The 24,222-nt window shown below is 72.4% G+C and carries 24 protein-coding genes and 1 pseudogene; 11 read left to right on the forward strand and 14 right to left on the reverse strand.

Annotated features, from left to right (window positions below; genetic code table 11):
* Positions 1 to 89 precede the first annotated feature (89 nt).
* Both ABZ851_RS09890 and ABZ851_RS09895 read left to right on the forward strand, forming a co-directional pair.
* On the forward strand, positions 90 to 575 hold the full coding sequence (locus ABZ851_RS09890) for a sec-independent translocase (RefSeq protein ID WP_336053185.1): 486 nt from the start codon (positions 90 to 92) through the stop codon (positions 573 to 575).
* Positions 576 to 694: 119 nt separating this feature from the next.
* Complete coding sequence (locus ABZ851_RS09895) at positions 695 to 1,348, forward strand: hypothetical protein (protein ID WP_361124490.1); 654 nt, start codon at positions 695 to 697, stop codon at positions 1,346 to 1,348.
* A gap of 125 nt (positions 1,349 to 1,473) precedes the next feature.
* On the opposite strand, the gene ABZ851_RS09900 is transcribed toward ABZ851_RS09895, so the two are convergent.
* Genes ABZ851_RS09900 through ABZ851_RS09910 form a run of 3 tightly spaced genes read right to left on the reverse strand, consistent with a single transcriptional unit; the run spans position 1,474 to position 4,603 of the window.
* Complete coding sequence (locus tag ABZ851_RS09900; RefSeq protein ID WP_361124492.1) at positions 1,474 to 2,634, reverse strand: P-loop NTPase; 1,161 nt, start codon at positions 2,632 to 2,634, stop codon at positions 1,474 to 1,476.
* Positions 2,635 to 2,676: 42 nt separating this feature from the next.
* Positions 2,677 to 3,258, reverse strand: coding sequence for a DUF1003 domain-containing protein (locus ABZ851_RS09905; protein WP_361124494.1), 582 nt, complete (start codon positions 3,256 to 3,258; stop codon positions 2,677 to 2,679).
* Positions 3,248 to 4,603, reverse strand: coding sequence for a CBS domain-containing protein (locus ABZ851_RS09910; RefSeq protein ID WP_361124496.1), 1,356 nt, complete (start codon positions 4,601 to 4,603; stop codon positions 3,248 to 3,250). The genes ABZ851_RS09905 and ABZ851_RS09910 overlap by 11 nt, the downstream gene beginning before the upstream one ends.
* Positions 4,604 to 4,872: 269 nt before the next feature.
* Between ABZ851_RS09910 and ABZ851_RS09915 the strand changes: the two genes are divergently transcribed.
* Entirely contained in the window at positions 4,873 to 5,583 is a 711-nt protein-coding gene (locus ABZ851_RS09915) for a hypothetical protein (protein WP_361124937.1), read from the forward strand.
* Positions 5,584 to 5,757: 174 nt separating this feature from the next.
* Here the strand turns inward: ABZ851_RS09915 and ABZ851_RS09920 are convergent, their stop codons facing one another.
* Positions 5,758 to 6,297 carry a hypothetical protein gene (locus ABZ851_RS09920; RefSeq protein ID WP_361124498.1) on the reverse strand — a complete coding sequence of 180 codons (540 nt, stop codon included), beginning with the start codon at positions 6,295 to 6,297 and terminating at the stop codon, positions 5,758 to 5,760.
* Between the two features lie 87 nt (positions 6,298 to 6,384).
* The gene (locus tag ABZ851_RS09925; RefSeq protein ID WP_361124500.1) at positions 6,385 to 7,497 is read right to left on the reverse strand and encodes a magnesium and cobalt transport protein CorA; all 1,113 of its coding nucleotides are present in this window, start codon (positions 7,495 to 7,497) and stop codon (positions 6,385 to 6,387) included.
* A gap of 525 nt (positions 7,498 to 8,022) precedes the next feature.
* On the opposite strand from ABZ851_RS09925, the gene ABZ851_RS09930 reads away from it, so the two are divergent.
* Entirely contained in the window at positions 8,023 to 8,607 is a 585-nt protein-coding gene (locus tag ABZ851_RS09930; protein ID WP_088799787.1) for a suppressor of fused domain protein, read from the forward strand.
* 113 nt (positions 8,608 to 8,720) lie between these two features.
* On the opposite strand, the pseudogene ABZ851_RS09935 reads toward ABZ851_RS09930, so the two are convergent.
* Positions 8,721 to 9,979: pseudogene (locus ABZ851_RS09935) on the reverse strand (MFS transporter).
* 263 nt (positions 9,980 to 10,242) lie between these two features.
* Here ABZ851_RS09935 and ABZ851_RS09940 point away from each other — a divergent pair.
* The 3 genes from ABZ851_RS09940 (at position 10,243) to ABZ851_RS09950 (ending at position 12,759) form a co-directional block, all read left to right on the forward strand.
* Positions 10,243 to 10,881 (forward strand): DUF6758 family protein, encoded by a 639-nt coding sequence (locus tag ABZ851_RS09940; RefSeq protein WP_336053198.1) that lies wholly within the window; start codon positions 10,243 to 10,245, stop codon positions 10,879 to 10,881.
* Positions 10,882 to 11,080: 199 nt separating this feature from the next.
* Entirely contained in the window at positions 11,081 to 11,935 is an 855-nt protein-coding gene (locus ABZ851_RS09945; RefSeq protein WP_361124502.1) for a PHP domain-containing protein, read from the forward strand.
* A gap of 218 nt (positions 11,936 to 12,153) precedes the next feature.
* Positions 12,154 to 12,759, forward strand: coding sequence for a MarC family protein (locus tag ABZ851_RS09950; RefSeq protein WP_088799791.1), 606 nt, complete (start codon positions 12,154 to 12,156; stop codon positions 12,757 to 12,759).
* A gap of 150 nt (positions 12,760 to 12,909) precedes the next feature.
* On the opposite strand, the gene ABZ851_RS09955 is transcribed toward ABZ851_RS09950, so the two are convergent.
* Positions 12,910 to 13,062 (reverse strand): hypothetical protein, encoded by a 153-nt coding sequence (locus tag ABZ851_RS09955; protein ID WP_088799792.1) that lies wholly within the window; start codon positions 13,060 to 13,062, stop codon positions 12,910 to 12,912.
* 203 nt (positions 13,063 to 13,265) lie between these two features.
* On the opposite strand from ABZ851_RS09955, the gene ABZ851_RS09960 reads away from it, so the two are divergent.
* Positions 13,266 to 14,192, forward strand: a complete 927-nt coding sequence (locus tag ABZ851_RS09960; RefSeq protein WP_361124505.1) for an NYN domain-containing protein — start codon at positions 13,266 to 13,268, stop codon at positions 14,190 to 14,192.
* A 71-nt stretch (positions 14,193 to 14,263) separates the two neighbouring features.
* On the opposite strand, the gene ABZ851_RS09965 is transcribed toward ABZ851_RS09960, so the two are convergent.
* From ABZ851_RS09965 to ABZ851_RS09975, 3 genes are all read right to left on the reverse strand, one after another.
* Positions 14,264 to 14,743 carry an SRPBCC domain-containing protein gene (locus ABZ851_RS09965; RefSeq protein WP_093636818.1) on the reverse strand — a complete coding sequence of 160 codons (480 nt, stop codon included), beginning with the start codon at positions 14,741 to 14,743 and terminating at the stop codon, positions 14,264 to 14,266.
* A gap of 149 nt (positions 14,744 to 14,892) precedes the next feature.
* Complete coding sequence (locus ABZ851_RS09970) at positions 14,893 to 15,759, reverse strand: alpha/beta hydrolase (protein ID WP_361124507.1); 867 nt, start codon at positions 15,757 to 15,759, stop codon at positions 14,893 to 14,895.
* Positions 15,760 to 15,879: 120 nt separating this feature from the next.
* The gene (locus ABZ851_RS09975; RefSeq protein WP_361124939.1) at positions 15,880 to 18,180 is read right to left on the reverse strand and encodes a DEAD/DEAH box helicase; all 2,301 of its coding nucleotides are present in this window, start codon (positions 18,178 to 18,180) and stop codon (positions 15,880 to 15,882) included.
* 439 nt (positions 18,181 to 18,619) lie between these two features.
* Between ABZ851_RS09975 and ABZ851_RS09980 the strand changes: the two genes are divergently transcribed.
* Positions 18,620 to 19,357, forward strand: a complete 738-nt coding sequence (locus ABZ851_RS09980) for a ferritin-like fold-containing protein (protein ID WP_311624293.1) — start codon at positions 18,620 to 18,622, stop codon at positions 19,355 to 19,357.
* A gap of 24 nt (positions 19,358 to 19,381) precedes the next feature.
* Here ABZ851_RS09980 and ABZ851_RS09985 read toward each other — a convergent pair whose 3' ends face one another.
* The 4 genes from ABZ851_RS09985 to ABZ851_RS10000 all read right to left on the reverse strand — a co-directional run bounded on the left by ABZ851_RS09985 (position 19,382) and on the right by ABZ851_RS10000 (position 21,382).
* Complete coding sequence (locus ABZ851_RS09985) at positions 19,382 to 19,672, reverse strand: hypothetical protein (RefSeq protein WP_361124510.1); 291 nt, start codon at positions 19,670 to 19,672, stop codon at positions 19,382 to 19,384.
* Between the two features lie 334 nt (positions 19,673 to 20,006).
* Positions 20,007 to 20,234, reverse strand: coding sequence for a DUF3107 domain-containing protein (locus ABZ851_RS09990; protein WP_088799799.1), 228 nt, complete (start codon positions 20,232 to 20,234; stop codon positions 20,007 to 20,009).
* Between the two features lie 139 nt (positions 20,235 to 20,373).
* Complete coding sequence (locus tag ABZ851_RS09995; RefSeq protein ID WP_088799800.1) at positions 20,374 to 21,015, reverse strand: TetR/AcrR family transcriptional regulator; 642 nt, start codon at positions 21,013 to 21,015, stop codon at positions 20,374 to 20,376.
* A gap of 148 nt (positions 21,016 to 21,163) precedes the next feature.
* The gene (locus tag ABZ851_RS10000) at positions 21,164 to 21,382 is read right to left on the reverse strand and encodes a hypothetical protein (protein ID WP_088799801.1); all 219 of its coding nucleotides are present in this window, start codon (positions 21,380 to 21,382) and stop codon (positions 21,164 to 21,166) included.
* A gap of 170 nt (positions 21,383 to 21,552) precedes the next feature.
* Between ABZ851_RS10000 and ABZ851_RS10005 the strand changes: the two genes are divergently transcribed.
* Both ABZ851_RS10005 and ABZ851_RS10010 read left to right on the forward strand, forming a co-directional pair.
* The gene (locus tag ABZ851_RS10005) at positions 21,553 to 22,587 is read left to right on the forward strand and encodes an alpha/beta hydrolase (protein WP_361124513.1); all 1,035 of its coding nucleotides are present in this window, start codon (positions 21,553 to 21,555) and stop codon (positions 22,585 to 22,587) included.
* 266 nt (positions 22,588 to 22,853) lie between these two features.
* A complete protein-coding gene (locus ABZ851_RS10010) occupies positions 22,854 to 24,038 on the forward strand; it encodes a DUF3152 domain-containing protein (RefSeq protein ID WP_361124515.1) in 1,185 nt (394 codons plus the stop codon).
* Positions 24,039 to 24,222 lie beyond the last annotated feature (184 nt).

The following is a 24,222-nucleotide window of genomic DNA, read 5'->3' on the forward strand; positions in this document are numbered from 1 at the left end:
CTCCCGCCCGACGTACGGGGCCAGGTACCGTGATAGGCGGCCTGGCCCATAGGCCGACGAAGGCCGCGGATTACCCAAGGAGCTGCTAGGTGTTCTTCGATATAGGACCCCTCGAGCTGGTGGCGCTCGTGATCCTGGCGGTGCTCATCTTCGGTCCGGACAAGCTGCCCAAGGTCATCCAGGACGTCATGGGCTTCATCCGCAAGGTGCGGGCGTTCTCCGACAGCGCCAAGGAAGACATCCGCAGCGAGCTCGGGCCGGACTTCAAGGACTTCGAGTTCGAGGACCTCAAGCCCAAGAACTTCGTGCGCAAGCATGTCCTGGACAAGGACGAGTACGGCCTCAAGGACCTCCAGGAGATCCGTAACGGCTTCGACCTGAAGAAGGAGATGGCCGAGGTCACCGACGCCGTCCACGGCCACGACAGCGCCTCTTCCGCCACGCCCTCGAACGGGGCAGGTCCCAGCCTGTCCAAGGAGTCCCCGGCCGCCTCCGCCGGGCGCCCTGACCTGGTGAAGAAGACCGGAAGCCCTCAGCCGGACGAGCGTCCGCCGTTCGACGCCGACGCCACCTGACACACACCGGTATGACCGGCTGTGTTGACGCCTATGGCTATGCTCCGGGTGTCCGGGGTTCGGTCGCCTGAGGGGGGCGGGCCGCCCACGACGCAGGGCAACAAGGAGGCTCCGCGCAGATGGAGACGACGAGTCGGACAGCGGCACAAGGGGTGTCCGCGGAGGCCGGCCGGAAGGTCGACGGCTATCTGCTGGCCGCGTTCCCGTGGTACGGCCTCGACGAGGCGTTCACCGGTCCGCGCTGGTTGATGCAGGTCGGCGCAGCCGCGGACGGCACCGTCGAACACGGCGCCACGGGGCATGGCGAGGAGCCCACCATCAAGGTGGAACCGCCGCAGGACGAGCGGTTCGCGGTCGTGGTGACGGTCGCCAGCCGTCCCGTACGGCGCAGCGCCGACGGCACCGGCGTACTGGAGGCGACCTCGGTCTCGACGGCCGCCTGGCTCGCCGGCTCGGGCCTGCTCGCACACACCTGGCCCACCCAGATGGACCGGACGCTGCGCCAGGACTGGCTGGACCAGCAGACGATGCTCGCCTGGGAGCTGGCCGACGACCTCGGCGGCGGGAGCTGGAGCGAGCTGATGCTGCCGGTGGACGGCGTGCCGACGTCCTTCGCCTACCGCGAGTCCGAGTACGGCTGGGTCCTGGCCGGCTCGGCGAGCGAGGGGGCCGAGGGATCCGCGGGCGTCCACATCGGTGCCTACGGGCGGGGGATGAGCGCGTACGGGCTGGGCTTCTCGGTGATCAAGGATCTGGCCGAGTACGAGGGCTGAGCGGCAGCGCACGAAATGAGCTGAACGGCAGCGCAGGAAAGAGCTGAACGGCACACGCGGAAGGGGCGGGCCCGCACGGGCCCGCCCCTTCCGCGTGTCATCCGGTGCGCGCGGCCGCCGCGCTCTCAGAACTTGTTGCGCGGGGTGATACCCAGCGACATGCCCTGCAGGCCCCGCTGCCGGCCGCCGAGCTTGCCCGCGATCGTGCGGATCGCCGAACCGGCGGGGGAGTCGGGGTCGGTCAGCACGACCGGCTTGCCCTCGTCGCCGCCCTCGCGCAGCCGGACGTCGATCGGGATGGCACCGAGCACCGGCACCTGCGTACCGGTCGTCTTCGTCAGGCCCTCGGCGACCCGCTCGCCGCCGCCGGTGCCGAAGACGTCGACCATCTCGTCGCAGTGCGGGCAGGGCAGCCCGGACATGTTCTCGACCACGCCGACGATCTTCTGGTGGGTCTGCACGGCGATCGAACCGGCCCGCTCGGCGACCTCGGCCGCGGCCTGCTGCGGGGTGGTGACGACCAGGATCTCGGCGTTCGGGACGAGCTGGGCCACCGAGATGGCGATGTCACCCGTGCCGGGCGGCAGGTCCAGCAGCAGCACGTCCAGGTCGCCCCAGTACACATCGGCCAGGAACTGCTGGAGCGCGCGGTGCAGCATCGGGCCGCGCCAGACCACGGGGGCGTTGCCCGGGGTGAACATGCCGATCGAGATGACCTTCACGCCGTTCGCCGACGGCGGCATGATCATGTTCTCGACCTGGGTGGGCTTGCCGTCGGCGCCGAGCATGCGGGGCACCGAGTGGCCGTAGATGTCGGCGTCCACGACACCGACCTTCAGGCCGTCGGCCGCCATCGCCGCGGCGAGGTTGACGGTCACCGACGACTTGCCGACGCCGCCCTTGCCGGAGGCGACGGCGTAGACCCGGGTCAGCGAACCGGGCTGGGCGAACGGCACCTCGCGCTCGGCGGTGCCTCCGCGCAGCGAGGCCGCCAGCTCCTTGCGCTGCTCGTCGCTCATCACGTCCAGCTCGACGGCGACGGAGGTGACGCCCTCGACCCGCTCGACGGCTTCCCGCACGTTGTTGGTGATCGTCTCGCGCATCGGACAGCCGGAGACCGTGAGGTAGACCACGACCGCCACCGCGCCGTCCGCCGCGATGTCCACCGATTTGACCATGCCCAGCTCGGTGATGGGGCGGTGGATCTCGGGGTCGTTCACCGTCGCGAGCGCTTCGCGGACCGCGTCCTCGCTCGGGGTGGCGCCTGGGGGAGTGTCGTTGGCCATGTCCCGATAGTACGGCGCGTGAGGGTGCCTCCGGAAAGCCCGTCAGCGGTCGCGTTCATCACTCTCCGCGCCGGCCGGCTGCCGCAGCTCCAGATCCCTCAGCAGGTCCTCCAGCTCGGAGCGGATCCAGTCGCGGGTGGCGACCTCGCCCAGGCCGAGCCGCAGGGCCGCGATCTCCCGGGTCAGATACTCGGTATCGGCGATGGACCGCTCGTTCTGCTTGCGGTCCTGCTCGTGGGTGACCCGGTCGCGGTCGTCCTGGCGGTTCTGCGCCAGCAGGATCAGCGGCGCGGCGTACGACGCCTGCAGGGACAGCGCCAGCGTCAGGAAGATGAACGGGTACTGATCGAACCTCAGGTCGCTGGGCGCCGTGGTGTTCCACAGGACCCACAGGATGATGGTGACGGTCATCCAGACGATGAAGCGGCCGGTCCCCAGGAAACGGGCGATCTTTTCCGAGAGCCGCCCGAACGCCTCCGGGTCGTACTCCGGCAGGAACGTACGGCGCGGCGCGCGCGGCTGGTCGAGGCGCACCCGCGGCCGGCCCGCGGCACCGCGGCGCATCGCCGAGGCTCCGTTCGCCCGCGACCGCTCCCTGGCGCCCTCCCGCTCCTCACCTGCCATGCGCACTCTCCCCGAGGGGCCTCTCGCCGTTCAGGCCGGCCGTGGCCGGGCCGTGCAGCCCGTCCTCCCGCCAGTCGTCCGGCAGCAGATGGTCCAGTACGTCATCGACGGTGACCGCCCCCAGCAGCGCCCCGCTCTCGTCCACGACCGGGGCGGCGACCATGTTGTACGCCGCCAGATAGCTGGTCACCTCCGGCAGCGGGGTGTCCGGCGGCAGGGCCGGCAGATCGGTGTCGGCGATCGAGCTGACGAGGGTGAACGGCGGGTCGCGCAGCAGCCGTTGGAAGTGCACCAGGCCCAGGTACTTTCCGGTGGGGGTCTCGTCCGGCGGCCGGCAGACATAGATCTGGGCGGCCAGGGCGGGCGAGAGGTCCGGGTCGCGCACCCGCGCCAGCGCGTCCGCGACCGTCGCGTCCGGGCGCAGCACGATCGGCTCGGTGGTCATCAGCCCGCCCGCGGTCCGCTCCTCGTACGACATCAGCCGCCGCACATCGGCGGCCTCCTCCGGCCGCATCAGCGCCAGCAGCCGTTCCTTCTCCTCCTCCGGCAGCTCGGAGAGCAGATCGGCGGCGTCGTCGGGGTCCATCGCCTCCAGGACGTCGGCGGCCCGCTCTTCCTGCAGCTTGCCGATGATCTCGACCTGGTCGTCTTCCGGCAGCTCCTCCAGCACATCCGCCAGCCGGTCGTCGTCGAGCGCCGCGGCGACCTCGGCGCGCCGCTTGGCGGAGAGGTGGTGCAGCACGCCGGCGAGGTCGGCGGGCCGCAGCTGTTCGAAGGTGGCGAGCAGACTCTCCGCGCCCTGACCGTGCTCCTCCAGCGAGAAGCCGGTCACCGCCGACCACTCCACGGTCAGCGTCTCGCCCCGCCGCCCGCCACCGCCCTGCGCGGGAGCCGCCCCGCGCCCCAGGATCTTCTGGCGCAGCCCGCCGCCCTTCCCCTTCCGTACGAAGACCTTGTCGATCTCCCAGTCGCGGCGGGCCGGCAGCTGGGTGAGGCCGATGTCGAGGACGGTGACCTCCTCGTCGGTCTCCACCAGGCGCACCCGCCGGTCGAGCAGTTCGCCGAGTACCAGCGTCTCGGACGCCCGCTGCTCGAAGCGCCGCATATTGACCACGCCGGTGATGATGATCTGGCCGGACTCCACCCCGGTCACCCGCGTCATGGGCACGAAGATCCGGCGCCGGCTGATCACCTCGACGACCACCCCGAGCACCCGCGGGGGGCGGTCGCCGACCCGGAGCAGCGCGACGAGGTCCCGCAGCCGGCCGACCTGGTCGCCGTTGGGGTCGAAGACGGCGATGCCGGCGAGATGGGAGACGAAGACCCGGGGAGTCACCACTGCCATGCAGAGTGCCGCCCTTTCTCCCGTTAGGCCCCGAAACAGGGCATCAATGCGGGTTCAGGCTAACGCGCCCCGGCCCGCGCCGCCCCGGGGGAGGAGGCCGTAGGGTGACCGCCACGCACCCCGCCGAAGACCGTGCGCGGCCCAGGTACGCTGCCGTACTGCTGTCGAGGTCACCCGCATCAGGAGGCACAGCCGACGTGAGCGCAATTCCCCCGGGCGCCGGCCCCCGACCCCTGGCCGGAACCCGTCGTACGGGACGGGCCGCGCTCATGGGGGCGGCCTGTGCGGTACTGGCCGTGGCGGTGACGGGCTGCGGCGGCGGGGAAGACCCGGACGCCGGCACCAACGGCGTGGGGAAGCTGCCCGCCGCGAAGATCGAATCCAAGGCGCGGGCCGCGGCCCAGCGGGCGGAGACCGTGCACCTCTCCGGCAATGTCGTCAGCCAGGGCCGCACCTACAAGCTCGACATGCGGCTGGCGAAGGACGGCGCGAAGGGGGAGCTGACCACGAAGGCGGCCGCCTTCCAGCTGCTGCGGGTCGGCGACGCGCTCTATCTGAAGGCGAACGCGGCCTTCTGGGCCGGCGAGAAGGGCGGTGGCTCGGGCAAGCCCAGCCAGGCGGCGGGCAAGCTCGACGGCAAATACGTCAAGGTCCCCGCCAGCGACCCGGTCTACCAGCGCTTCAGCGGCTTCACCGACAAGGACACCCTGCTCGCCGGCCTGCTCGGGCTGCACGGCAAGCTGACGGCCGGCAACCGCGGCGACATCGACGGGGTCCGCACCGTCCGGGTGGCCGCCGGCGCGGGCTCCGGCGGCACCCTGGACGTCTCCCTGGAGGGCACGCCCTACCCGCTGCGGCTCCAGCGGGCGGGCGGCGCGGGCGTGGTCCGGCTGGCCGACTGGGGCCGGAGCGTGGACCTCAAGGCCCCGCCCAGGGACCAGGTCGTGGACTACGGCTCCAAGATCTCCGGCAAGCGCTGAGACACGGCCGGGCAAGCACCGGGCCGGCGCCGGGCAGGGCGCCGAGAAGGAGAAAAGGCCGGGAAGGGGCCGGAAAAGGGCTGAGATCCGAGGGGCGGGCCGCGGCCCTCACCGCCCGGGTCCAGCCCATTGCGTCGCCGCCCGGGTCCAGCTCATTGCGTCGCCGCGCGGGCCTCAGCCCCTGCGCCCCCGCCGCAACAGCTTCGGCAGCGCCGCGGGCACCGGACGCCGGGTGATCGCGGGGGTCGCGAGCGGCGGCGCGGCGTGTGAGCCGTCCGGCATCTGGCCGGGGCGCTGCTCCGCCGCCCCGGTCGGCTCCAGCCGCAGCACCCGGCACTCGCGCGCCCAGCGCTCCGTGAGGGTGTCGGCATCCGGCGCGTTGAGGCGCTTGCCCTTCAGTTCGTCGACGGCGGCCTGCCACGCCTCGCTCCCGGGCGCCGGCTCGACGACGGTGGCCTGCCAGGCGATCAGCCGGCCGCCCTTGTCCTTGCTGCGTACGGTGACCGTCGCCGTACCGCCGTCGGTGAGCCCGAGGCCGTCCAGCGGCTGTTCCCCGGCCCCGTCCCCGACGAGGCAGGCGGCCCCGTCGTGCCACAGGTGCCACAGCGCCCGGGCCGGGCCGGCGTTCCCCCGCACCCAGATGAGGCCGGACTTCTTCGTGGCCTCTTCGATGAGCGCCCGATCCTGCAGGGCCTGCGACACGGTCTCCGTCATACGGCCCAGCCTAATGGCCCCGCCCCGGGCGGTCGGGGGCCGCCCGCACGATGGGACGCGGCCCGCCAGGACCCCGCCCGGCCCGCGTCACAGCCACCCGTTGCGCTTGAACCCGCGGTGGATGCCGAAGCAGATCGCGACGGTGACCAGCATCATCGCCGGGTAGCCGAACTTCCAGTGCAGCTCGGGCATGTAGTCGAAGTTCATGCCGTAGATCCCGGCGATCATCGTGGGGACGGCGAAGATCGCCGCCCATGCCGTGATCTTGCGCATGTCCTCGTTCTGCGCGACGGCCGCCTGCGCGAGGTTGGCCTGCAGGATGGAGTTGAGCAGATCGTCGAAGGACAGCACCTGCTCGTTGACCCGCGCCAGGTGGTCGGCGACATCCCGGAAGTACTTCTGGATGTCGGAGTCGACCAGCCGCATCGGACGCTCGCTCAGCAGCTGCATCGGCCGCAGCAGCGGCGACACCGCCCGCTTGAACTCCAGCACCTCACGCTTGAGTTGGTAGATCCGCCCGGCGTCGCCGCCCTTGGGGGTGCCCTTGCCGTTGGTGCCCGAGCTGAAGACGTCGATCTCCACCTCGTCGATGTCGTCCTGCACCGCGCCGGCCACCGCCATATAGCCGTCGACGACCTGGTCGGCGATGGCGTGCAGCACCGCGGACGGGCCCTTGGCCAGCAGCTCCGGGTCGTCCTGCAGCCGGTGCCGCAGCGCGCGCAGCGAGCCCTGGCCGCCGTGCCGCACGGTGACGATGAAGTCCCGGCCGGTGAAGCACATCACCTCACCGGTCTCCACCACCTCACTGGTGGCGGTCAGCTCGGTGTGCTCCACGTAGTGGACCGTCTTGAAGACGGTGAACAGGGTCTCGTCGTAGCGCTCCAGCTTCGGGCGCTGGTGGGCGTGCACGGCGTCCTCGACGGCGAGCGGGTGCAGCCCGAACTCCTGTGCGATACCGGCGAATTCGGCCTCGGTGGGCTCGTGCAGCCCGATCCAGGCGAAGCCGCCCTCGGAGCGGACCGAGGCCATCGCCGCGGCCGGGGTGACGTGCTCGCTCACCCGGCGGCCCTCGCGGTACACACCGCAGTCGACGATGGCGCTGTTGGCGCAGGCCGGGGCGGACTTCTCGTAGTGGTACGTGGTGCTGTCGCGCCGCCGGGACGGGCGGACGGCGGCACGCAGGTCACGGATCATCGACATGGCAGGCTCCTTCACGGGCCGGCCGTCAGTGGCGAGCGCGGGGCGCAACGCTGCCCGGAACGTGGACGTACGAGGCGTCATCGGCTGTACGTCCGCAAAGCGGGCGGCGCTCGTGCGAGGGCACTGACGGCAGTTCGCAGAAAACACGGAACAAAGAGTCGAAGGCGCTCTTCCGTCATCTACATCCGGCGCAAAGGTGCTTCCCTGGTTTCGCCGCTGAGCGGCGGGGTACGGAAGCTCTCGGATCAGGAGATTCGCTGCGCGAAGGGGACGACAGGAGAACTATCGGTACTGCACGGTCGACTCGGATCCACCGCAGCCCCACCTCCTCCGGCCGGTCCCCGTTGGGGGACGACGTCATTCCCTGAGCAGACGGCAAGGCTATCAGCCGCCTGCGGTCTTACGGCGCCGCTTTGCCCGTTCCATACGAAGAACGGGGATGCCGCGTCGGGTCCCCGGACGGCGCCCGGGGGAGGTCCGTGGAGCGGTGACGGCCGGGCCGGGGCTCCGGCCTATGCTCACGGCATGTCTGACGTTCTTGAGCTGGTCGAGGCCCGGTTGCGGACGACCCTGGGCGAGCCGGACGCGCGCGCCGCCGTCACGTTCCTCGGCACCGACCGTATCGAGGTCCTCCGCTTCGTGGACAACGGGGTGGTGCGCTACGCCACGCTCGGGATGTCCGCGCAGCCCATGGCCGATCCCACCGCCGTGCTGGCCGATCCGCTGCGCGGCCCGCGCGCCGAACTCCTGCTGTCCGTACGCGCCGGCCGCGTGGAGAGCGACAAGGTGCTCAGGCCGCTGGCCGTGCTCGCCGCGTCGCCGCAGGTCGAGGGGGTGGTGGTGGCTCCCGGAGCCTCGCTGGACGTGGGGGAGCCGCTGTGGCCGGGAGCGGCTTTCACCTCGGTGCTGGTCGCCTCGCCCGGCGGGCTCGTCGAGGACCTGGCACTCGATGAGCCGAGGGAGCCGGTCCGCTTCCTGCCGTTGTTGCCGATGACGCCCAACGAGGCCGCCTGGAAGCGGGTGCACGGCGCCGAGGCCCTGGAGAAGCGCTGGCTGGAGCACGGCACGGATCTGCGCGACCCGCTGCGTACGGGCGTACCGCTCGACTGAGCCGCGCGCGGCCCTGCGACGGCGCACGCCCCGTCCACCCTCCGAGGAGGGCGGACGGGGCGTCAGTTTCCGTGCGGGGCGGGCCGCGGGGTGTGCGCGGTGCCCGGTCCGGCTCAGTCGGCGAGGACCGCGACCGCGTCCTGTCCGGCGTGCCGCGGCGCCGGCGCCGCGGCCCCGGGGGTCAGCGCCCGGCGCCGCACGGCGACGAGGCAGGCGCCGGTCACCGCGGCGGCGGCCGCGACCACGAAGGGGAGGTGGATGTCGGTCCACTCCTCGATCTTGGGCGCGAGGAACGGCGCGGCCGCCGCCGCGAACCACCGGACGAAGTTGTAGCCGGCGCTCGCCACGGGGCGCGGCGCGTCCGAGACGCCCAGGGCCAGCTCCGTGAAGACGGTGTTGTTGATGCCGATGAAGGCGCCGGAGAGGACCGTGCAGACGACGGCGGTGGTGTGCTCGCCGTAGCCCAGCATGATCAGGTCGGCCGCGAGCAGCAGCAGCGAGCCGCCCAGCACCTTCAGCGAGCCGAAGCGGTGCTGCAGCCGGGGCGCCACGATCACCGAGAACACCGCGAGCAGCACGCCCCAGGCGAAGAAGACCCCGCCGGATGCGTACGGCGACATGTTCAGCACGAACGGGGTGAAGGCCAGCACCGTGAAGAACGCGTAGTTGTAGAAGAACGCGGCCACGGCGGTGGAGGCCAGGCCACCGTGGCCGAGCGCCTTGAGCGGATCGAGGAGCGAGGTCTTGGCCGCCGGCTTCGGCTGCTCCTTGAGGAAGGCCGTGATGGCGAGGAAGCCGACGGCCATCAGCGCGGCGGTGCCGAAGAACGGGTAGCGCCACTTCATGTCGCCGAGGATCGCGCCGAGCAGCGGGCCGCAGGCCATGCCGAGGCCGAGCGCGGACTCGTAGAGCAGGATCGCCGCCGCGGATCCCCCGGCCGCCGCGCCCACGATGACCGCCAGCGACGTCGAGACGAACAGGGCGTTGCCCAGGCCCCAGCCGGCCCGGAAGCCGACGAGTTCGCCGACCGACCCCGACATGCCGGAGAGCGCGGCGAAGACCACCACCAGCGCCAGGCCGGCCAGCAGCGTCTTGCGGCCGCCGATGCGGCTGGAGACGAAGCCGGTGACGAGCATCGCGACGGCGGTGATCAGGAAGTAGGAAGTGAAGAGGAGGAGACCTGGCTGGGGGTGGCGTGCAGGCCCCGGGCGATCGAGGGGAGGATCGGGTCGACGAGGCCGATGCCCATGAAGGCCACCACCGAGGCGCCCGCCGTGGCCCATACGGCCTTCGGCTGGCGGAGGGCGGAGGCGCCGCCCCCCTCGGACGCGCCCGCGCCGCTGCCGTGGCCGCTGCCCTTCGTGCCGCTCATGCCGCGGATCTCCTTCCCGTTGCCGGTTGCGTACCCCCTGATCCCCGCGGTCCCGCCGGACCGCCGAGATCGTTGACGTTTACACACAATAAGTTAGATACCCTAAAGACTGCAAGTGGCAACTACTTTCCCGGCCGGGTGAGCGGTCGGACGGGCGGATGGCCGGGAAGCGGTCAATTGCGCGCCGGCGTACGTGATTCGGGGCGCACCGGTGGGGTGATCGTCCTTGACGCGGCGGCGGGGCTGGAGGACCGTGGATGCCTATGAGGGGCGAACCCAGTTGTCCGAAGTGCGGAGGCCGGGTACGGGCGCCCGGTCTCTTCTCCGACACCTGGCAGTGCGCGCTGCACGGCACCGTGCACCCACTCCAGCCCGTGGTTCCGCCGAGCGTCGAAGCGCTCGGCGTTGTCGTGCAGCGCGCGCAGGTGCCCGTGTGGATGCCCTGGCCGCTGCCGGTCGGCTGGCTGTTCACCGGCGTGGCATGTGCCGGTGACGACCGCAGCGGCGGCCGCGCGACCGCGGTGGCCTGCACGGGCCCCGGCCCGCTCGGCGGCCCCGGCGAACTGCTGCTGATCGCTGAGGAACTGGGCGTCGGCCTCGGCGCGCGGTACGCCGGTATCGACGGCCCCGACCCCGGCCCCCATATGTGCGTGGACAAGCCGCCGCACGCCAAGGTGCTCGCCGCCGGCCGCCCGACCGCCCTGTGGCATGTCGAGGGTGCGCCCGCGGACCGTGCGGTCTTCGCGGGCGAGGCGCGCGGGCTGTGGCTCTGGGCGATCGCCTGGCCCGAGCAGTCCGGGCTGCTGCTGTACGACGAGCTGGTGCTGACCGATCTGCGCGAGGCGGGCGCGGAGGTGGATCTGCTGCCCTGTGGGGCCATCTCGCCGCGGATCCTGGGCTGAGGGGCGGTCGCCGGACACGGGGTGGACCCCGGTGGGGTGGCCGCCGGGGTGGCCTCCCTCACTGTCCGGCGGGCCGTGGGCGCTACCGGCTGCCCGGTATCCTTCCGGTGTCCCCTGCGGTGCACTTCCCCCGGCCCCCTGCCGGGCCGCGCCCCGTATCTGTCCCGTATCCGTCCCGCAGCAGTCTGGAGTCCGCGTCGTGCGCATCGATCTGCACACCCACTCCACGGCGTCCGACGGTACGGACACCCCCGCGGAGCTGGTGCGCGGCGCCGCGGCCGCGGGACTGGACGTCGTCGCGCTGACCGATCACGACACCGTCGGCGGGCACGCCGAGGCGCGGGCCGCGCTGCCCGCGGGGCTGACGCTGGTCACCGGCGCCGAACTCTCCTGCCGGCTCGACGGGGTGAGCCTCCACATGCTGGCCTACCTCTTCGACCCCGAGGAGCCGGAGCTCGCCCGTGAGCGCGAGCTGGTGCGCGACGACCGGGTGCCGCGGGCCCGGGCGATGGTCGCCAAGCTGCGGGAGCTCGGTGTGCCCCTCACCTGGGAGCAGGTCGCCCGGATCGCCGGCGACGGCGCCGTGGGACGCCCGCACATCGCCACCGCCCTCGTCGACCTGGGCGTGGTCGGCTCCGTCTCGGATGCCTTCACCTCCGAGTGGCTGGCGGGCGACGGGCGGGCGTACGTGGAGAAGCACGAGCTCGACCCGTTCGACGCGATCCGGCTGGTCAAGGCCGCCGGCGGGGTCACCGTCTTCGCGCATCCGCTGGCCGTCAAGCGCGGCTCCTGCGTACCGGAGAGCGCGATCGCCGCACTCGCCGCGGCCGGTCTCGACGGCATCGAGGTCGACCACATGGACCACGACGAGCCGACCCGCGCACGGCTGCGCGACCTGGCCGCCGACCTCGGCCTGCTGACCACCGGTTCCAGCGACTACCACGGCAGCCGCAAGACCTGCCGCCTCGGCGAATACACCACCGACCCCGAGATCTACGGCGAGATCGTGCGCCGCGCGACCGGCGCCTTCCCCGTTCCCGGCACGGGCGGCTGAGCCCGCCGCGGCCGGCGGCCGCCGCGCATGCCCCCTATCCCGGCACTGCGCCGGAGCCCGCCCGGTGCCGCCGGGTGACGGTGCGGACACCGCCCCTGCGCCCGCCGCTGCCCGCTCGCCCGCCACCTCCCCTCTCCTTCCCTGGCCGCCTTACGGATCCGCGCCCGCGTGCCGCCCGTGAGCGCTCGTCCCGTACCACCTCTCGCAAGGCCTTCACCGTGTTCGACATCGCTGTCTTCAGTACGCTCTTCGTCACCCTGTTCGTGATCATGGATCCACCGGGCATCACCCCGATCTTCCTGGGCCTGACCTCCGGCCGGCCCGCCAAGGTGCAGCGCCGGATGGCCTGGCAGGCGGCCACCGTCGCGTTCTGCGTCATCGCCGTCTTCGGTCTCTTCGGCCGGCAGATCCTGGGGCGGCTGCACATCTCGACGCCCGCGCTGATGATCGCGGGCGGGCTGCTGCTCCTGCTGGTCGCGCTGGATCTGCTGACCGGGAAGTCGGAGGAGCCGACCCAGACCAAGGACGTCAATGTGGCGCTGGTGCCGCTGGGCATGCCGCTGCTGGCCGGGCCGGGCGCGATCGTGTCGGTGATCCTCGCGGTGCAGCACGCGCACGGCTTCGCCGCCCAGCTCTCCGTCTGGGCGGCGATAGCGGCGATCCATGTGGTGCTCTACCTGGTGATGCGGTTCTCGCTGGTGATCATCCGCGTGATCAAGGACGGCGGAGTGGTCCTGGTCACGCGGCTGGCGGGGATGATGCTCTCCGCCCTCGCGGTGCAGCAGATCATCAACGGCGTGCTGCAGGTGATCCAGGGGGCCTGACGTCCCAGCCCCGGGCCCCGGGAGCCGGGCGCGGACAGCGCAGCGCCCCCGTACGACGACGTGCTGTTTTCCGTCGTCGTACGGGGGCGCTCGTGCGGTGCGGCCGTGCGCGAGCCGGGTGCTCGCGGCGTCGGGCCGGTGGAGCGGGCGTTAACGGACGGCGGTGCCGGCCGGGCGGATGTAGATGCGCTGGCCCGTTGCGGCGGCCTGCTGCACGATCCGGTTGACGGAGGCGGCGTCCACGACGGTGCTGTCCACGGCGACGCCGTCGACATCGTCCAGGCGCATGATCTCGAAGCGCATACGGCTTCTCCCTTCGTCTGATCCTCCTGCGGAGAACTCTTGGGTATACGAGCCGCCCGGCGTCGCTGCCGGGCGCTCCGTCCATGTACAACGACCTGCCCAGTGCAATCATTCCCTACGCTAAAGAAAAATTTCGACGGCCTAAGTACGGAGCGGTAGCGCGGTTGTGCCCGCGGAGTGACCGCCCGGAGAATGGGTCCGGTATGAACGACGTCCAGCCCACGGGCCACACCGACCTCACGGCGCTCGCCGCCGGGATCGAGCGCACCAACGAGCTGCTCACCAGGGTGCTCGCCGAGGTCTCCACCAGCCCGTCGACCCATGCGGCCTTCGTGGACGCGGGCTATGTCTACGCCGCGACGGGACGGCTGGTCACCGGCACGGAGGACCGCAAGGCGTTCGATCTCGACGCCGAAGGGATCATCGAGGCCTTTATCGACAAGGCCCGGATGATCTTCCCGGACAGCCGGCTGCTGCGCGTCTACTGGTACGACGGCGCCCGCCGCCGGATCCACACCCAGGAACAGCAGCGGATCGCCGAGCTGCCCGACGTGAAGGTCAGGCTCGGCAACCTCAACGCCAACAACCAGCAGAAGGGCGTCGACTCCCTGATCCGCTCCGACCTGGAGTCGCTGGCCCGGCACCGCGCGATCAGCGATGCGGTGCTCATCGGCGGCGACGAGGACCTGGTCTCCGCGGTGGAGGCGGCGCAGGGCTATGGCGCACGGGTACATCTGTGGGGCATCGAGGCCCCGGGCGGCCGCAATCAGGCCGAGCCGCTGCTGTGGGAGGTCGACAGTGCGCGCACCTTCGACCTGGAGTTCTGCAAGCCGTACGTCACCCGGCGGATCGGCGTCGAGTGCAGCGACCAGACGACCGGCGAGGGGCCCGCGCCCAGCCGTGAAGAGGTCCGCTTCGTCGGGGCGCAGGTCGCCGCGCAGTGGCTGTCGGAACGCGGCCGCGAGTGGGTGGGCGGGCTGCTGCCGGGCCATCCGTATCTGCCCGGCGCCGTCGACCAGGAACTCCTGACCGCCGCGGAGTCGCTGCTGCAGCACTCCCTGCGCAGCCATGCCGATCTGCGGCGGGTCCTGCGCGACGGCTTCTGGGACCACGTCCAGGGGCAGTACTAGGCAGGCAGCAGGCCTGCGCGGCTGTGGCAGGCTCGGCCGGCATCCTCCCCGCGGCGCCGCGGGGAGGCCGCTCAGGCCCTCGCCAGCAGCTCGGTGAGGCGGTCGAAGAAGCCCGCCCAGCCCGCCTCCGCCTGGCGGTACTGCTCGGAGGTGAGGTTGCCGCCGAGCTGGCGGAAGGCCATCTCCGTACGGTCACCGAGATCGGTCAGGGTGACCCGGACGATCTCGCCCTCGGAGCTCGGTGCGGCGGTGTCCTTGAGGGTGAACTCCAGCCGTTCCGGGGCGGCCACCTCGCGGTAGACCCCGGAGAACGGCAGCTCACCGCCGTCCGGGGTGCGCATCACCAGCGTCCAGACCCCGCCCGGCCGGGCGTCCATCGTCATCCGCTCGACCGGCACCGCCAGCTCCCCGCCGAACCAGTACGCGAAGTGCTCGGGCGTCGTCCAGGCCTCGAAGACCAGCTCACGGCGGGCGTCGAAGGTCCGGTTGAGCGCGATGCCGTGGGGGGCGTCCTCGGCGCCGGCCGGAGAGGTCGACGGATTCTCGGTCATGGTCGGGCCCTTCGTACGAAGCGGTGCCGGCCGGGCGCCGGTGGGGGCCCGCCTTCCTCGATGCTCGCCGAACCACCCCGTGCTGTCCTGGCGACGCCGTCCGCTCGGCCCACACGGGCCGGCGGCGGCACCCGGCGGCCGGGCGGCACTCAGCCCACACCGCTCCAGAACCCGGCAAGCGCCTCGGCCGTCTTCTGCGGCCGTTCGGCGTTGGGGGAGTGCTCGGCGCCCTCGATGACGGTGCGCCGGGCGGCCAGCCGCTCGGCCATCGCGTCCATCGACGGCACCGGCCAGGCATAGTCGACGGCGCCGGAGACCACATGCGTGGCGAGCCCCGTACGGGCCAGCTCCGCCACCCGGTCGGGCTCCGCCAGCATCTGACGGCCGGTCGCGATCAGCTGCTCGGGAACGGTGTTCAGCCAACGGCGGTACAGGAACGCGCCGATCTCCGGCGGCGTCGCCGCGTCCGCCGCCTCCGGGGGATCCAGCTCGCGCATCGCCCGCCAGACGCTCTCCATGTCGAGCGTGCCGAGCGCTTCGATCAGCATCCGCACCCGGGCCTGCTGGGACGCCCCGATGGCGGCGGGACCGGAGCTGAGGACGGTCAGCGAGCGGAACGGGGTCGCGTCGAGCAGGACGGCGGCCCGGGTGACCAGCCCGCCCAGCGAGTGCCCCAGCAGATGCACCGGCCCGCCGTCCGGCTCCCGCAGGGCCCGCGCCTGGGCCAGCACGTCGAGTGCCAACTCCCTTTGCGCGTAAGCCCGTTCATCGCGGGGGCCGGGGGATTCGTGCTGCCCGCGCCCGTCCACGGCGACCGCCCGGAACCCCGCCGCGGCCAGCGGGGCCAGCAAGGCGATGAAGTCCTCCTTGCTGCCGGTGAATCCGGGCACCAGCAGGGCGGTCCCGATCGGCGCGGCATCGGGCCGGGCGTCCTGCACGGCGAAGGCGCCGCGCTCGGTGTCGAGTCGGTACGCACGGGCGCACGGGGGCAGTGTGAGGGTGGGCGGCCTGCTCATGGGGTTGAGGTTATCCGGGCCGGGCGGCAAAAACGGGCCGCGGACGCCGACGACCCGTCGCCCGCACAGTGCGGGCGACGGGTCGTCGATGCCGGGATCCCGGCCTCAGCCGGGGGAGGCTCAGCTCTCGGGCGTGGCCTCGGCGGCGGGCGCCTTGGCGCGGGTGCGGCGGCGCACCGGCTTGGCCTCGGCGGTCTCCGTCGCCTCCGCGGCCGGCTTGGCCGCGGCCTTGCGGGTCCGCTTGGGCTTGGCCGGGGCGTCCTCGGCGGCGGGTGCGTCCGCCGCGGCCTTGGTGGTGGCCGCGGCCTTCCGCGTGCGCTTCGGCTTGGCCGGAACGGCCTCGGCGGTGTCGACGGCGCTCTCGGCGGCCGGCTTGGCAGCCGCGGCCTTGCGGGTCCGCTTCGGCTTGGCCGGCGCCTCCACGACGGCCTCGGCCGTGTCCACGACGGCCTCGGCGGCCTTGGGCGCCGCCTTACGGGTCCGCTTCGGCTTGGCGGGAGCCTCCGCCGCGGCGTCCGCGACGGTCTCCGTCACCGCGGCCGGTGCCGTGGCCGCGGCGGCCTTGGCGGTGCTGCGGCTCCGGCGGCGCGGCCCCGCCGGCGCCTCGGCGGGCTCGGCCACGGCCGCTGACTCGGCGACGACCGCCGCGCCCTTCGCCGCCGCGAGCGCGTGCGCCGCGCTCTCCACGGTCTGGAAGCTCCCGGTCTCCTCGGGACGGACGATGCGGGCCCGGCGGCGGCGCGGCTTGACGGGCTCGGCCACGGCCTCGGCGGCCTCGGCCACCTTGGGGGCGGACCGGGTCACCTTGGGTTCAGCCTGGGCCACCTTGGGGGCGGCCTGGGTCACCTTGGCGGGAGCGCTCGCGGCCTCGGCGGCCGGGGCCGGGACGGCCGCTGCGCCCGAGGCCTGGCTGCCGCGGGTCCGGCGGCGCCGGCGCGGCTGACGCGGCCCGGCGCTCTGAGCACCTTCCGTGTCCTCGGCGACGGCAGGGGACGCGGTCGCCGGCGCTTCGGCGGCGGCCGCCCCGTCCAGCGGCGTACCGCCACGGGTACGGCGGCGCTGCCGCGGCGTACGGGTGCGCTGCGGGCGCTCCTCCTCGACGGCGGCGCCCTTACGGGGGCCACGGCCGCGGCCGCCGGTCTCGCCCAGGTCCTCGACCTCTTCCGCGGCGAGTCCGGCGCGGGTGCGCTCGTTGCGCGGCAGTACGCCCTTGGTACCCGCGGGGATGTTCAGCTGCTCGTAGAGGTGCGGGGAGGTGGAGTAGGTCTCCTCCGGCTCGTCGAACGCCAGGTCCAGCGCCTTGTTGATCAGCTTCCAGCGCGGGATGTCGTCCCAGTCGACGAGGGTGACCGCGGTGCCCTTGGCGCCCGCCCGGCCCGTACGGCCGATGCGGTGCAGGTAGGTCTTCTCTTCCTCGGGCGACTGGTAGTTGATGACGTGCGTCACGCCCTCGACGTCGATACCGCGGGCGGCGACGTCGGTGCAGACCAGGACGTCGACCTTGCCGTTGCGGAAGGCGCGCAGCGCCTGCTCACGGGCACCCTGGCCGAGGTCGCCGTGCACCGCGCCGGAGGCGAAGCCGCGGCGCGAGAGCTGGTCGGCGATGTCGGCGGCGGTCCGCTTCGTACGGCAGAACACCATCGCCAGGCCCCGGCCCTCGGCCTGCAGGATGCGGGCGACCATCTCCGGCTTGTCCATGGAGTGGGCGCGGAAGACGTGCTGCGCGGTGTTGCGGACGGTCTGGCCCTCGTCGTCCGGCGCGGTGGCGCGGATGTGCGTGGGCTGCGACATGTAGCGGCGGGCCAGGGAGATGACCTGGCCGGGCATGGTCGCGGAGAACAGCATCGTCTGGCGCTTGGCCGGCAGCAGCTGGATGATCTTCTCGACGTCGGGCAGGAAGCCCAGGTCGAGCATCTCGTCGGCCTCGTCCAGCACCAGGCTCTTGACCTGGGAGAGGTTGAGCTTGCGCTGACCGGCGAGGTCGAGGAGGCGGCCGGGCGTGCCGACGACGACGTCGACGCCCTTCTTCAGCGCCTCGACCTGCGGCTCGTAGGCACGGCCGCCGTAGATCGCCAGGACGCGGACATTGCGCACCTTGCCGGCGGTGAGCAGGTCGTTGGTGACCTGCTGGCACAGCTCACGGGTCGGTACGACCACCAGGGCCTGCGGGGCCTCGGTCAGCTGCTCGGGCCCCGCGCGGCCGGCCTCGACGTCGGCGGGAACCGTGACGCGCTCCAGGAGCGGCAGACCGAAGCCCAGGGTCTTGCCCGTGCCGGTCTTGGCCTGGCCGATCACGTCGTTGCCGGAGAGGGCGACGGGGAGCGTCAGTTCCTGGATGGGAAAGGGAGAGATGATGCCGACGGCTTCCAGGGCCTCGGCCGTCTCGGGGAAAATCCCGAGGTCTCGAAATGTAGACAGAATCTTGCCTCTTCTGTGAGACGCGGCGTGAGGCGGCGAAGGGGGTCGTACCGCACCTTCGTACGTGTTCGTACGGGGCCGGCCTGATGATGCGGCCGGTGGGGCGGGACCACTGCCAACGCTCAGGCACTCCTGCCGCGAGCGGTGTCCCTCTTGCCGTGCGCAGGTCTGCTGCGCGCCGCGTCAGAGGGCGGTCGGTTTGGAGCCGATCGGGCCACCGACCGGGCATCCGCTTCGTGGAACGACCCACCGAGTACTCGGCAGGTCCAAATACCACTGTACCCCGGATATGGCGCGTCCATCCGAAGGCTTGTATGAGTGAGGAATACATCACGGCCCGGCGCGGCACCGGGACGCGGGCTCCGACCGCCGTTCGTACGGGCGAACCGGAGTGGCTGACCAGGGCCTTCCCCGGGCGGCGGAGCGGGCTATTGTGCCGGTCATGGGAACGCCTGACAACGCCGCCGCTGACGCGCACACACATACCGGGATCGCCGCCCAGGACTGGGCGCAGGCATCCGCCGAGCCCCAGTACCGGGCCGCCGTGATCGATCTGCTCGGCGCGCTCGCCTATGGCGAGCTGTCCGCCTTCGAGCGCCTGGCGGAGGACGCCAAGCTCGCGCCGACGATGGACGACAAGGCCGAGCTGGCCAAGATGGCCTCGGCCGAGTTCCACCACTTCGAGCGGCTGCGCGAGCGGCTCGCGCAGATCGAGGCGGAGCCGAACGAGGCGATGGAGCCGTTCGCCGCCGCGCTGGACGAGTTCCACCGCCAGACCGCGCCGTCGGACTGGCTGGAGGGCCTGGTCAAGGCCTATGTCGGCGACTCGATCGCCAGTGACTTCTACCGCGAGGTCGCGGCCCGGCTCGACTCCGACACCCGGGATCTGGTGCTGGCCGTACTCGACGACACCGGGCACGCCACGTTCGCCGTGGAGAAGGTGCGCGCGGCCATCGAGGCCGAGCCGCGGGTCGGCGGCCGTCTCGCACTGTGGGCGCGCCGTCTGATGGGCGAGGCGCTGTCGCAGGCGCAGCGGGTCGTCGCGGACCGCGATGCGCTCTCCACCATGCTGGTGGGCGGGGTGGCCGACGGCTTCGACCTGGCCGAGGTGGGCCGGATGTTCTCGCGGATCACCGAGGCGCACACCAAGCGGATGGCCGCGCTGGGTCTCGCGGCCTGAACCGCGAGGGGCGCGCCGGGCGGTTCAGGCCGTCCGGTGCCCCTTCAAGGGCGAGGCCGGCCGCCGGAAGCGCCGGCGCGGCGGACGCGCGACGACCGACAGCAGGGCCGCCCCCACGGCGATCGCGGCCACCATCACCTGGACGGGGTGGCCGGGGCCGAGGATCGAGCGGGTCAGCAGCGCGCCGAGCAGCGCCGCGACCGGGCCGGTCGCCAGCGTGAGGCTGGATGCGGGGAAACGGTCGGGCAGCCATCGCGCGGCGGACAGGGCGATGGCGAAGCCGATGAGTACGGCGCCGAGCGATTCCCAGATCATGCTGTTCCCTCCCGTGTGACGATGCCGATCAGCTGAACAAATCGGTCACAGGCCGTCGTACCCAGGGGGCACCGGCAGCAACCCTCCGGGCGCAGCTCCCGTGCCTGATCAGCCCAGCCGGACCGACTCGAACGGCCTGATCTGCAAAAAAGCGGCGGACGGGGCCCGGCAGGGGGCGACGCCGCCATGGTGGGACGACGTGCGGAAGCAGTGGGAGACATCCGGGGAAACACACGGAGAACGCGGGGCGAAACGCAGGAAAGGGCGGCGGCCCGGAGTCACCTCTCCGGGCCGCCGCCCTTGTCACCCGCGGGCGCCACAGGGCGCCCCCTGCTCAGAGCGCGCCGAACCCGACCTTGCGGGCGGTGGGCTCGCCGATCTCCACGTAGGCCAGCCGGTCCGCCGGGACCAGGACCTTGCGACCGTGGTCGTCCACCAGGGTCAGCAGCTGTGACTTGCCGCCCAGCGCGTCGGACACCGCGCTCTCGACCTCTTCGGCAGACTGCCCGCTCTCCAGAACGATCTCGCGGGGTGCGTGCTGCACGCCGATCTTGACCTCCACGGCTTTTGTCCCTCCGACGGTCCGGGGATCCCCAGCGTCAGCTGGGGGAGGATGCGCGGTCATCGCGCCGTACGCAGCACACATTAGCCCGGTCCGGGGATGCGCAGGACGCCCCGGAGCACGCCTGCAGCGAACACGGTCAGTGCGTGTCGCTGCCGTGCAGCGGGAAGCCGGCGATGCCCTTCCACGCGAGCGAGGTCAGCAGCTGTACCGCGGTGTCCCGCGGAACCTTGCTCTCCGACGACAGCCAGTACCGCGCCACCACCTGGGAGACGCCGCCCATGCCCACGGCGAGCAGCATCGACTCGTCCCGTGAGAGGCCGGTGTCCTCGGCGATCACCACGCTTATGGCCTCGGCGCACTCGAGCGACACCTTGTCCACGCGCTCGCGGACCGCCGGCTCGTTGGTGAGATCCGACTCGAACACCAGGCGGAAGGCGCCGCCCGGGTCCTCCACGTACGCGAAGTAGGCGTCCATGGTGGCGGCGACCCGCTGCTTGTTGTCGGTCGTCGACGCCAGCGCCGAGCGCACCGAGTGCAGCAGGGCCTCGCAGTGCTGGTCCAGCAGGGCGAGGTAGAGGTCCAGCTTGCCCGGGAAGTGCTGGTAGAGCACGGGCTTGCTGACGCCCGCCCGCTCGGCGATGTCGTCCATCGCGGCCGCGTGGTAGCCCTGTGCGACGAAAACCTCCTGGGCGGCGCCCAGAAGCTGATTGCGCCGGGCCCGTCGTGGCAGGCGTGTGCCCCGCGGGCGCGCCGCCTCGGTCTGCTCGATGGCGCTCACGCTGCCTCCCAGAAGTTGTTCCGTACGCGGTCCGTACAAGGTGGTGCACCGCGCCCGCCATCGTACTTTTGGGTAACCCGGCTGTGCGCGGTCGAGGCCGAGAATTTCTGCCCGCCACCCCTCTCGGAAGCCGACAAAACGTCCCAGGTCATCGGTATTCGTCTTCGTTGAGCTCCACGACACGGGCCTGTTCGGCGAGATCTGCCTCGTTCGCCTCGTCCGGATCGTGGACGGTCACTGTCTCGTCCCGCTGCGGTGCGAGATCGGCGTACTGCTCGGCGGTGTCCGCTTCGGGGGCTTCGACGTCGATTTCGGTGGCGTCGCTCTCGTCCGCGAAGGTCTCCGGGTCTGTCGGGTCGACGCGCATGGTGGCTCCCTTTCCCGCGTGCTCGTTCGTCGGCTGGTGCCTGGCATGAAAGCAGGGGCCGGGGCGGCTGCCCTCGCCTACGAGCGTAGGAGAGTGGCCGCGGCAGCGCGATGCGGTGTGTGACCGCGGACACACGATCGGGGGTGTGATCGTCTCGTAACATCGTTCCCATGTCTTCGACCGAGTCGCCGGACACCGCGACCGCCGCTCTCCCGGTGCCACCGGCCGGCCCCGGCCGGCACGGCGGGGCGGAGACGGTGCGCACCGTGACCCTGCCGGGCCTGACGCTGACCGTACGGGCACCCGTCGGGCGGGGCGTACAGGGCGACGACGGGGCGGAGAGGGCCGCGGGCGACGGCGCCGCGGCCGGGCGCGAGCCCGCGCTCTACGTCCACGGCCTCGGCGGCTCCTCGCAGAACTGGTCGGACCTGATGCCGCTGCTCGCCGACCGGGTGGACGGCGAGGCGGTCGACCTGCCCGGCTTCGGCCACTCACCGCCGCCCGCCGACGGCAATTACTCCGTCTCCGCGCAGGCCCGCGCGGTCATCCGGTACCTCGACGCGGCCGGGCGCGGCCCCGTCCACCTCATCGGCAACTCCATGGGCGGTGCCGCCTCGACCCGGGTGGCGGCGGCGCGGCCCGACCTCGTCCGCACCCTGACGCTGATCTCCCCGGCGCTGCCCGAAGTGCCGCCGCAGCTGACCGCGGTGCCCACGGCGCTGCTCGCCGTCCCCGGTATCGCCGGGCTCTTCGGCCGGCTCACCCACGACTGGACGCCCGAGCGCCGCACCCGCGAAGTGCTGGCGCTCTGTTACGGCGACCCCGGCCGGGTCAGCCCGGAAGGGTTCAACGCCGCGGCCGAGGAATATGCGCGACGGCTGGAACTCCCGTACTTCTGGGAGGTGATGGAGCGCTCGGCCCGCGGTCTGGTGAACGCCTACACGCTGGGCGGACAGCACAACTTGTGGCGTCAGGCAGAGAGAGTTCTCGCCCCCACTCTTCTCGTCTACGGTGGACGCGACCGCCTGGTCTCCTACCGGATGGCGCGGCGGGCGGCCGCGGCGTTCCGCGGTTCGCGACTGCTGACGCTGCCGGAGGCGGGTCATGTGGCGATGATGGAATACCCGGAGACAGTGGCGCGGGCCGTCCGCGAACTGCTCGACAGTGAAGTGACCGATGTGACCGCTGATGCGGGCAGGAGCTGACACGCCCCGTGGGACGCCATAGCCGCCGAGGCCGGCCCGAAACCACTGCGGAAAGCCCGGAGACGGCAGGTCCGCCCGGCAACACCCCCTCGGGAGGCGGTGCGCCGGGCTCCGGACGCCGCAGACGCGAGCCGTTCGACGGCGACGCGGTGCGCGGCGGACACCCCGAACAGCATGAGCCGGGTGGTGGCTGGGGCGCGCTCCCCGGGGCGCCGTCGTCCCCGGCGGCCTCCGGTCAGGGCGCACCGAGGATTCCCCGCCCGCGCGTGGAGATGCCCGGTGCGCCGCTGGTCGCCCCGCCGGGCACCGGCCCGGGGCCGCGGCGCGACTACGTGGACGCCTTCGACGCCAGGACGTTCCCGGACGGCCGGGGCGGCGCGGAGGACCCGGACGACGATGTGTTCCGGGCCGGTGCGCCCCGCACGGCGGCGCCGGCGGCCGGTCCGCACGGGGCCGGCGGGGGCGGTCTGCCCCCCGGCGGCCGCTTCACGGGCCGGTCGGTGGTCTTCGAGCGTGACGAGGCCGGCGGGACGGACCCGCTGACCGCATCCGGCGCGGACGGCGGCGAGCCGGGCGACCCGGCGGACCGGGGCCCGGCCGACGGTGACGGTTTCGCGGTGGAGGAGTCGCGGCACGGCATCAAGAAGGGCGGCATGGGCCGGACGTTCACCGGTGCGGCGGCCGCCGCGGTGACCACCGTCCTGGCCGTCGTCATCGCGGGCCAGGTCGCCGAACAGCACAAGGACAGCGGCGACCCGCAGACGCGCAGCGGCAACGACCGCACCGACGGGGTCGGCGACGAGGCCTCCCGGTCGAGTTCCCGGCCCACCCAGGACGCCAAGCCCGCCAGTTACGACGAACAGATGGCGCAGGTCTTCCCGCTGGACGCGCACCTGACGGGCAGCGGCCGCTTCCGGCCGACCGGCGGCGACGCCAAGGCACCCGGCCGCGGCAAGGTGCTGCGCTACCGCGTCGACATCGAGGAGGGACTGCCGCTGGACGGCAAGCTGTTCGCCGAAGCGGTGCACAAGACCCTCAACGACGAACGCAGTTGGGCGCACGGCGGACAGCGGACCTTCCAGCGGGTGGCATCCGGGAACGCCGATTTCGTGATCACGCTGGCGAGCCCGGGGACCACGGCGAAGTGGTGCGCCAAGTCCGGTCTCGACACCGGCGAGGAGAACGTCTCCTGTGACTCGGCGGCAACCGACCGGGTGATGATCAACGCCTACCGCTGGGCACAGGGCGCCAAGACCTACGGCCACGACAAGATGTTCGCCTACCGCCAGATGCTGATCAATCACGAGGTCGGTCACCGCCTCGGGCACAACCACGAGGCCTGCTCCCGGCAGGGCGCACTGGCTCCGGTGATGATGCAGCAGACGAAGTTCCTGACGACGGACGGGGTGACCTGCCGGCCCAACTCCTGGCCGTTCCCCACCCAGAAGTGAGCGGGCCGGAGCCTGCCGCGGCGGGCACTACGGGCGAGGGCCCGTGACACTCACATAGCGCGTCGAAACGCCCTTAGGGGCGGAAAGTTACGCGCGTTCACCCCTTCCGGTGGGGGGGGGGGGGGGCGCGGGGGGGGGGGCCCGCGGCGGGGGGGTGTAGTATGCGCCGCGGGGTGGGGGGGGC

The sequence above is a fragment of the Streptomyces sp. NPDC047049 genome, assembly GCF_040643995.1.
Lineage (GTDB): Bacteria > Actinomycetota > Actinomycetes > Streptomycetales > Streptomycetaceae > Streptomyces > Streptomyces mooreae.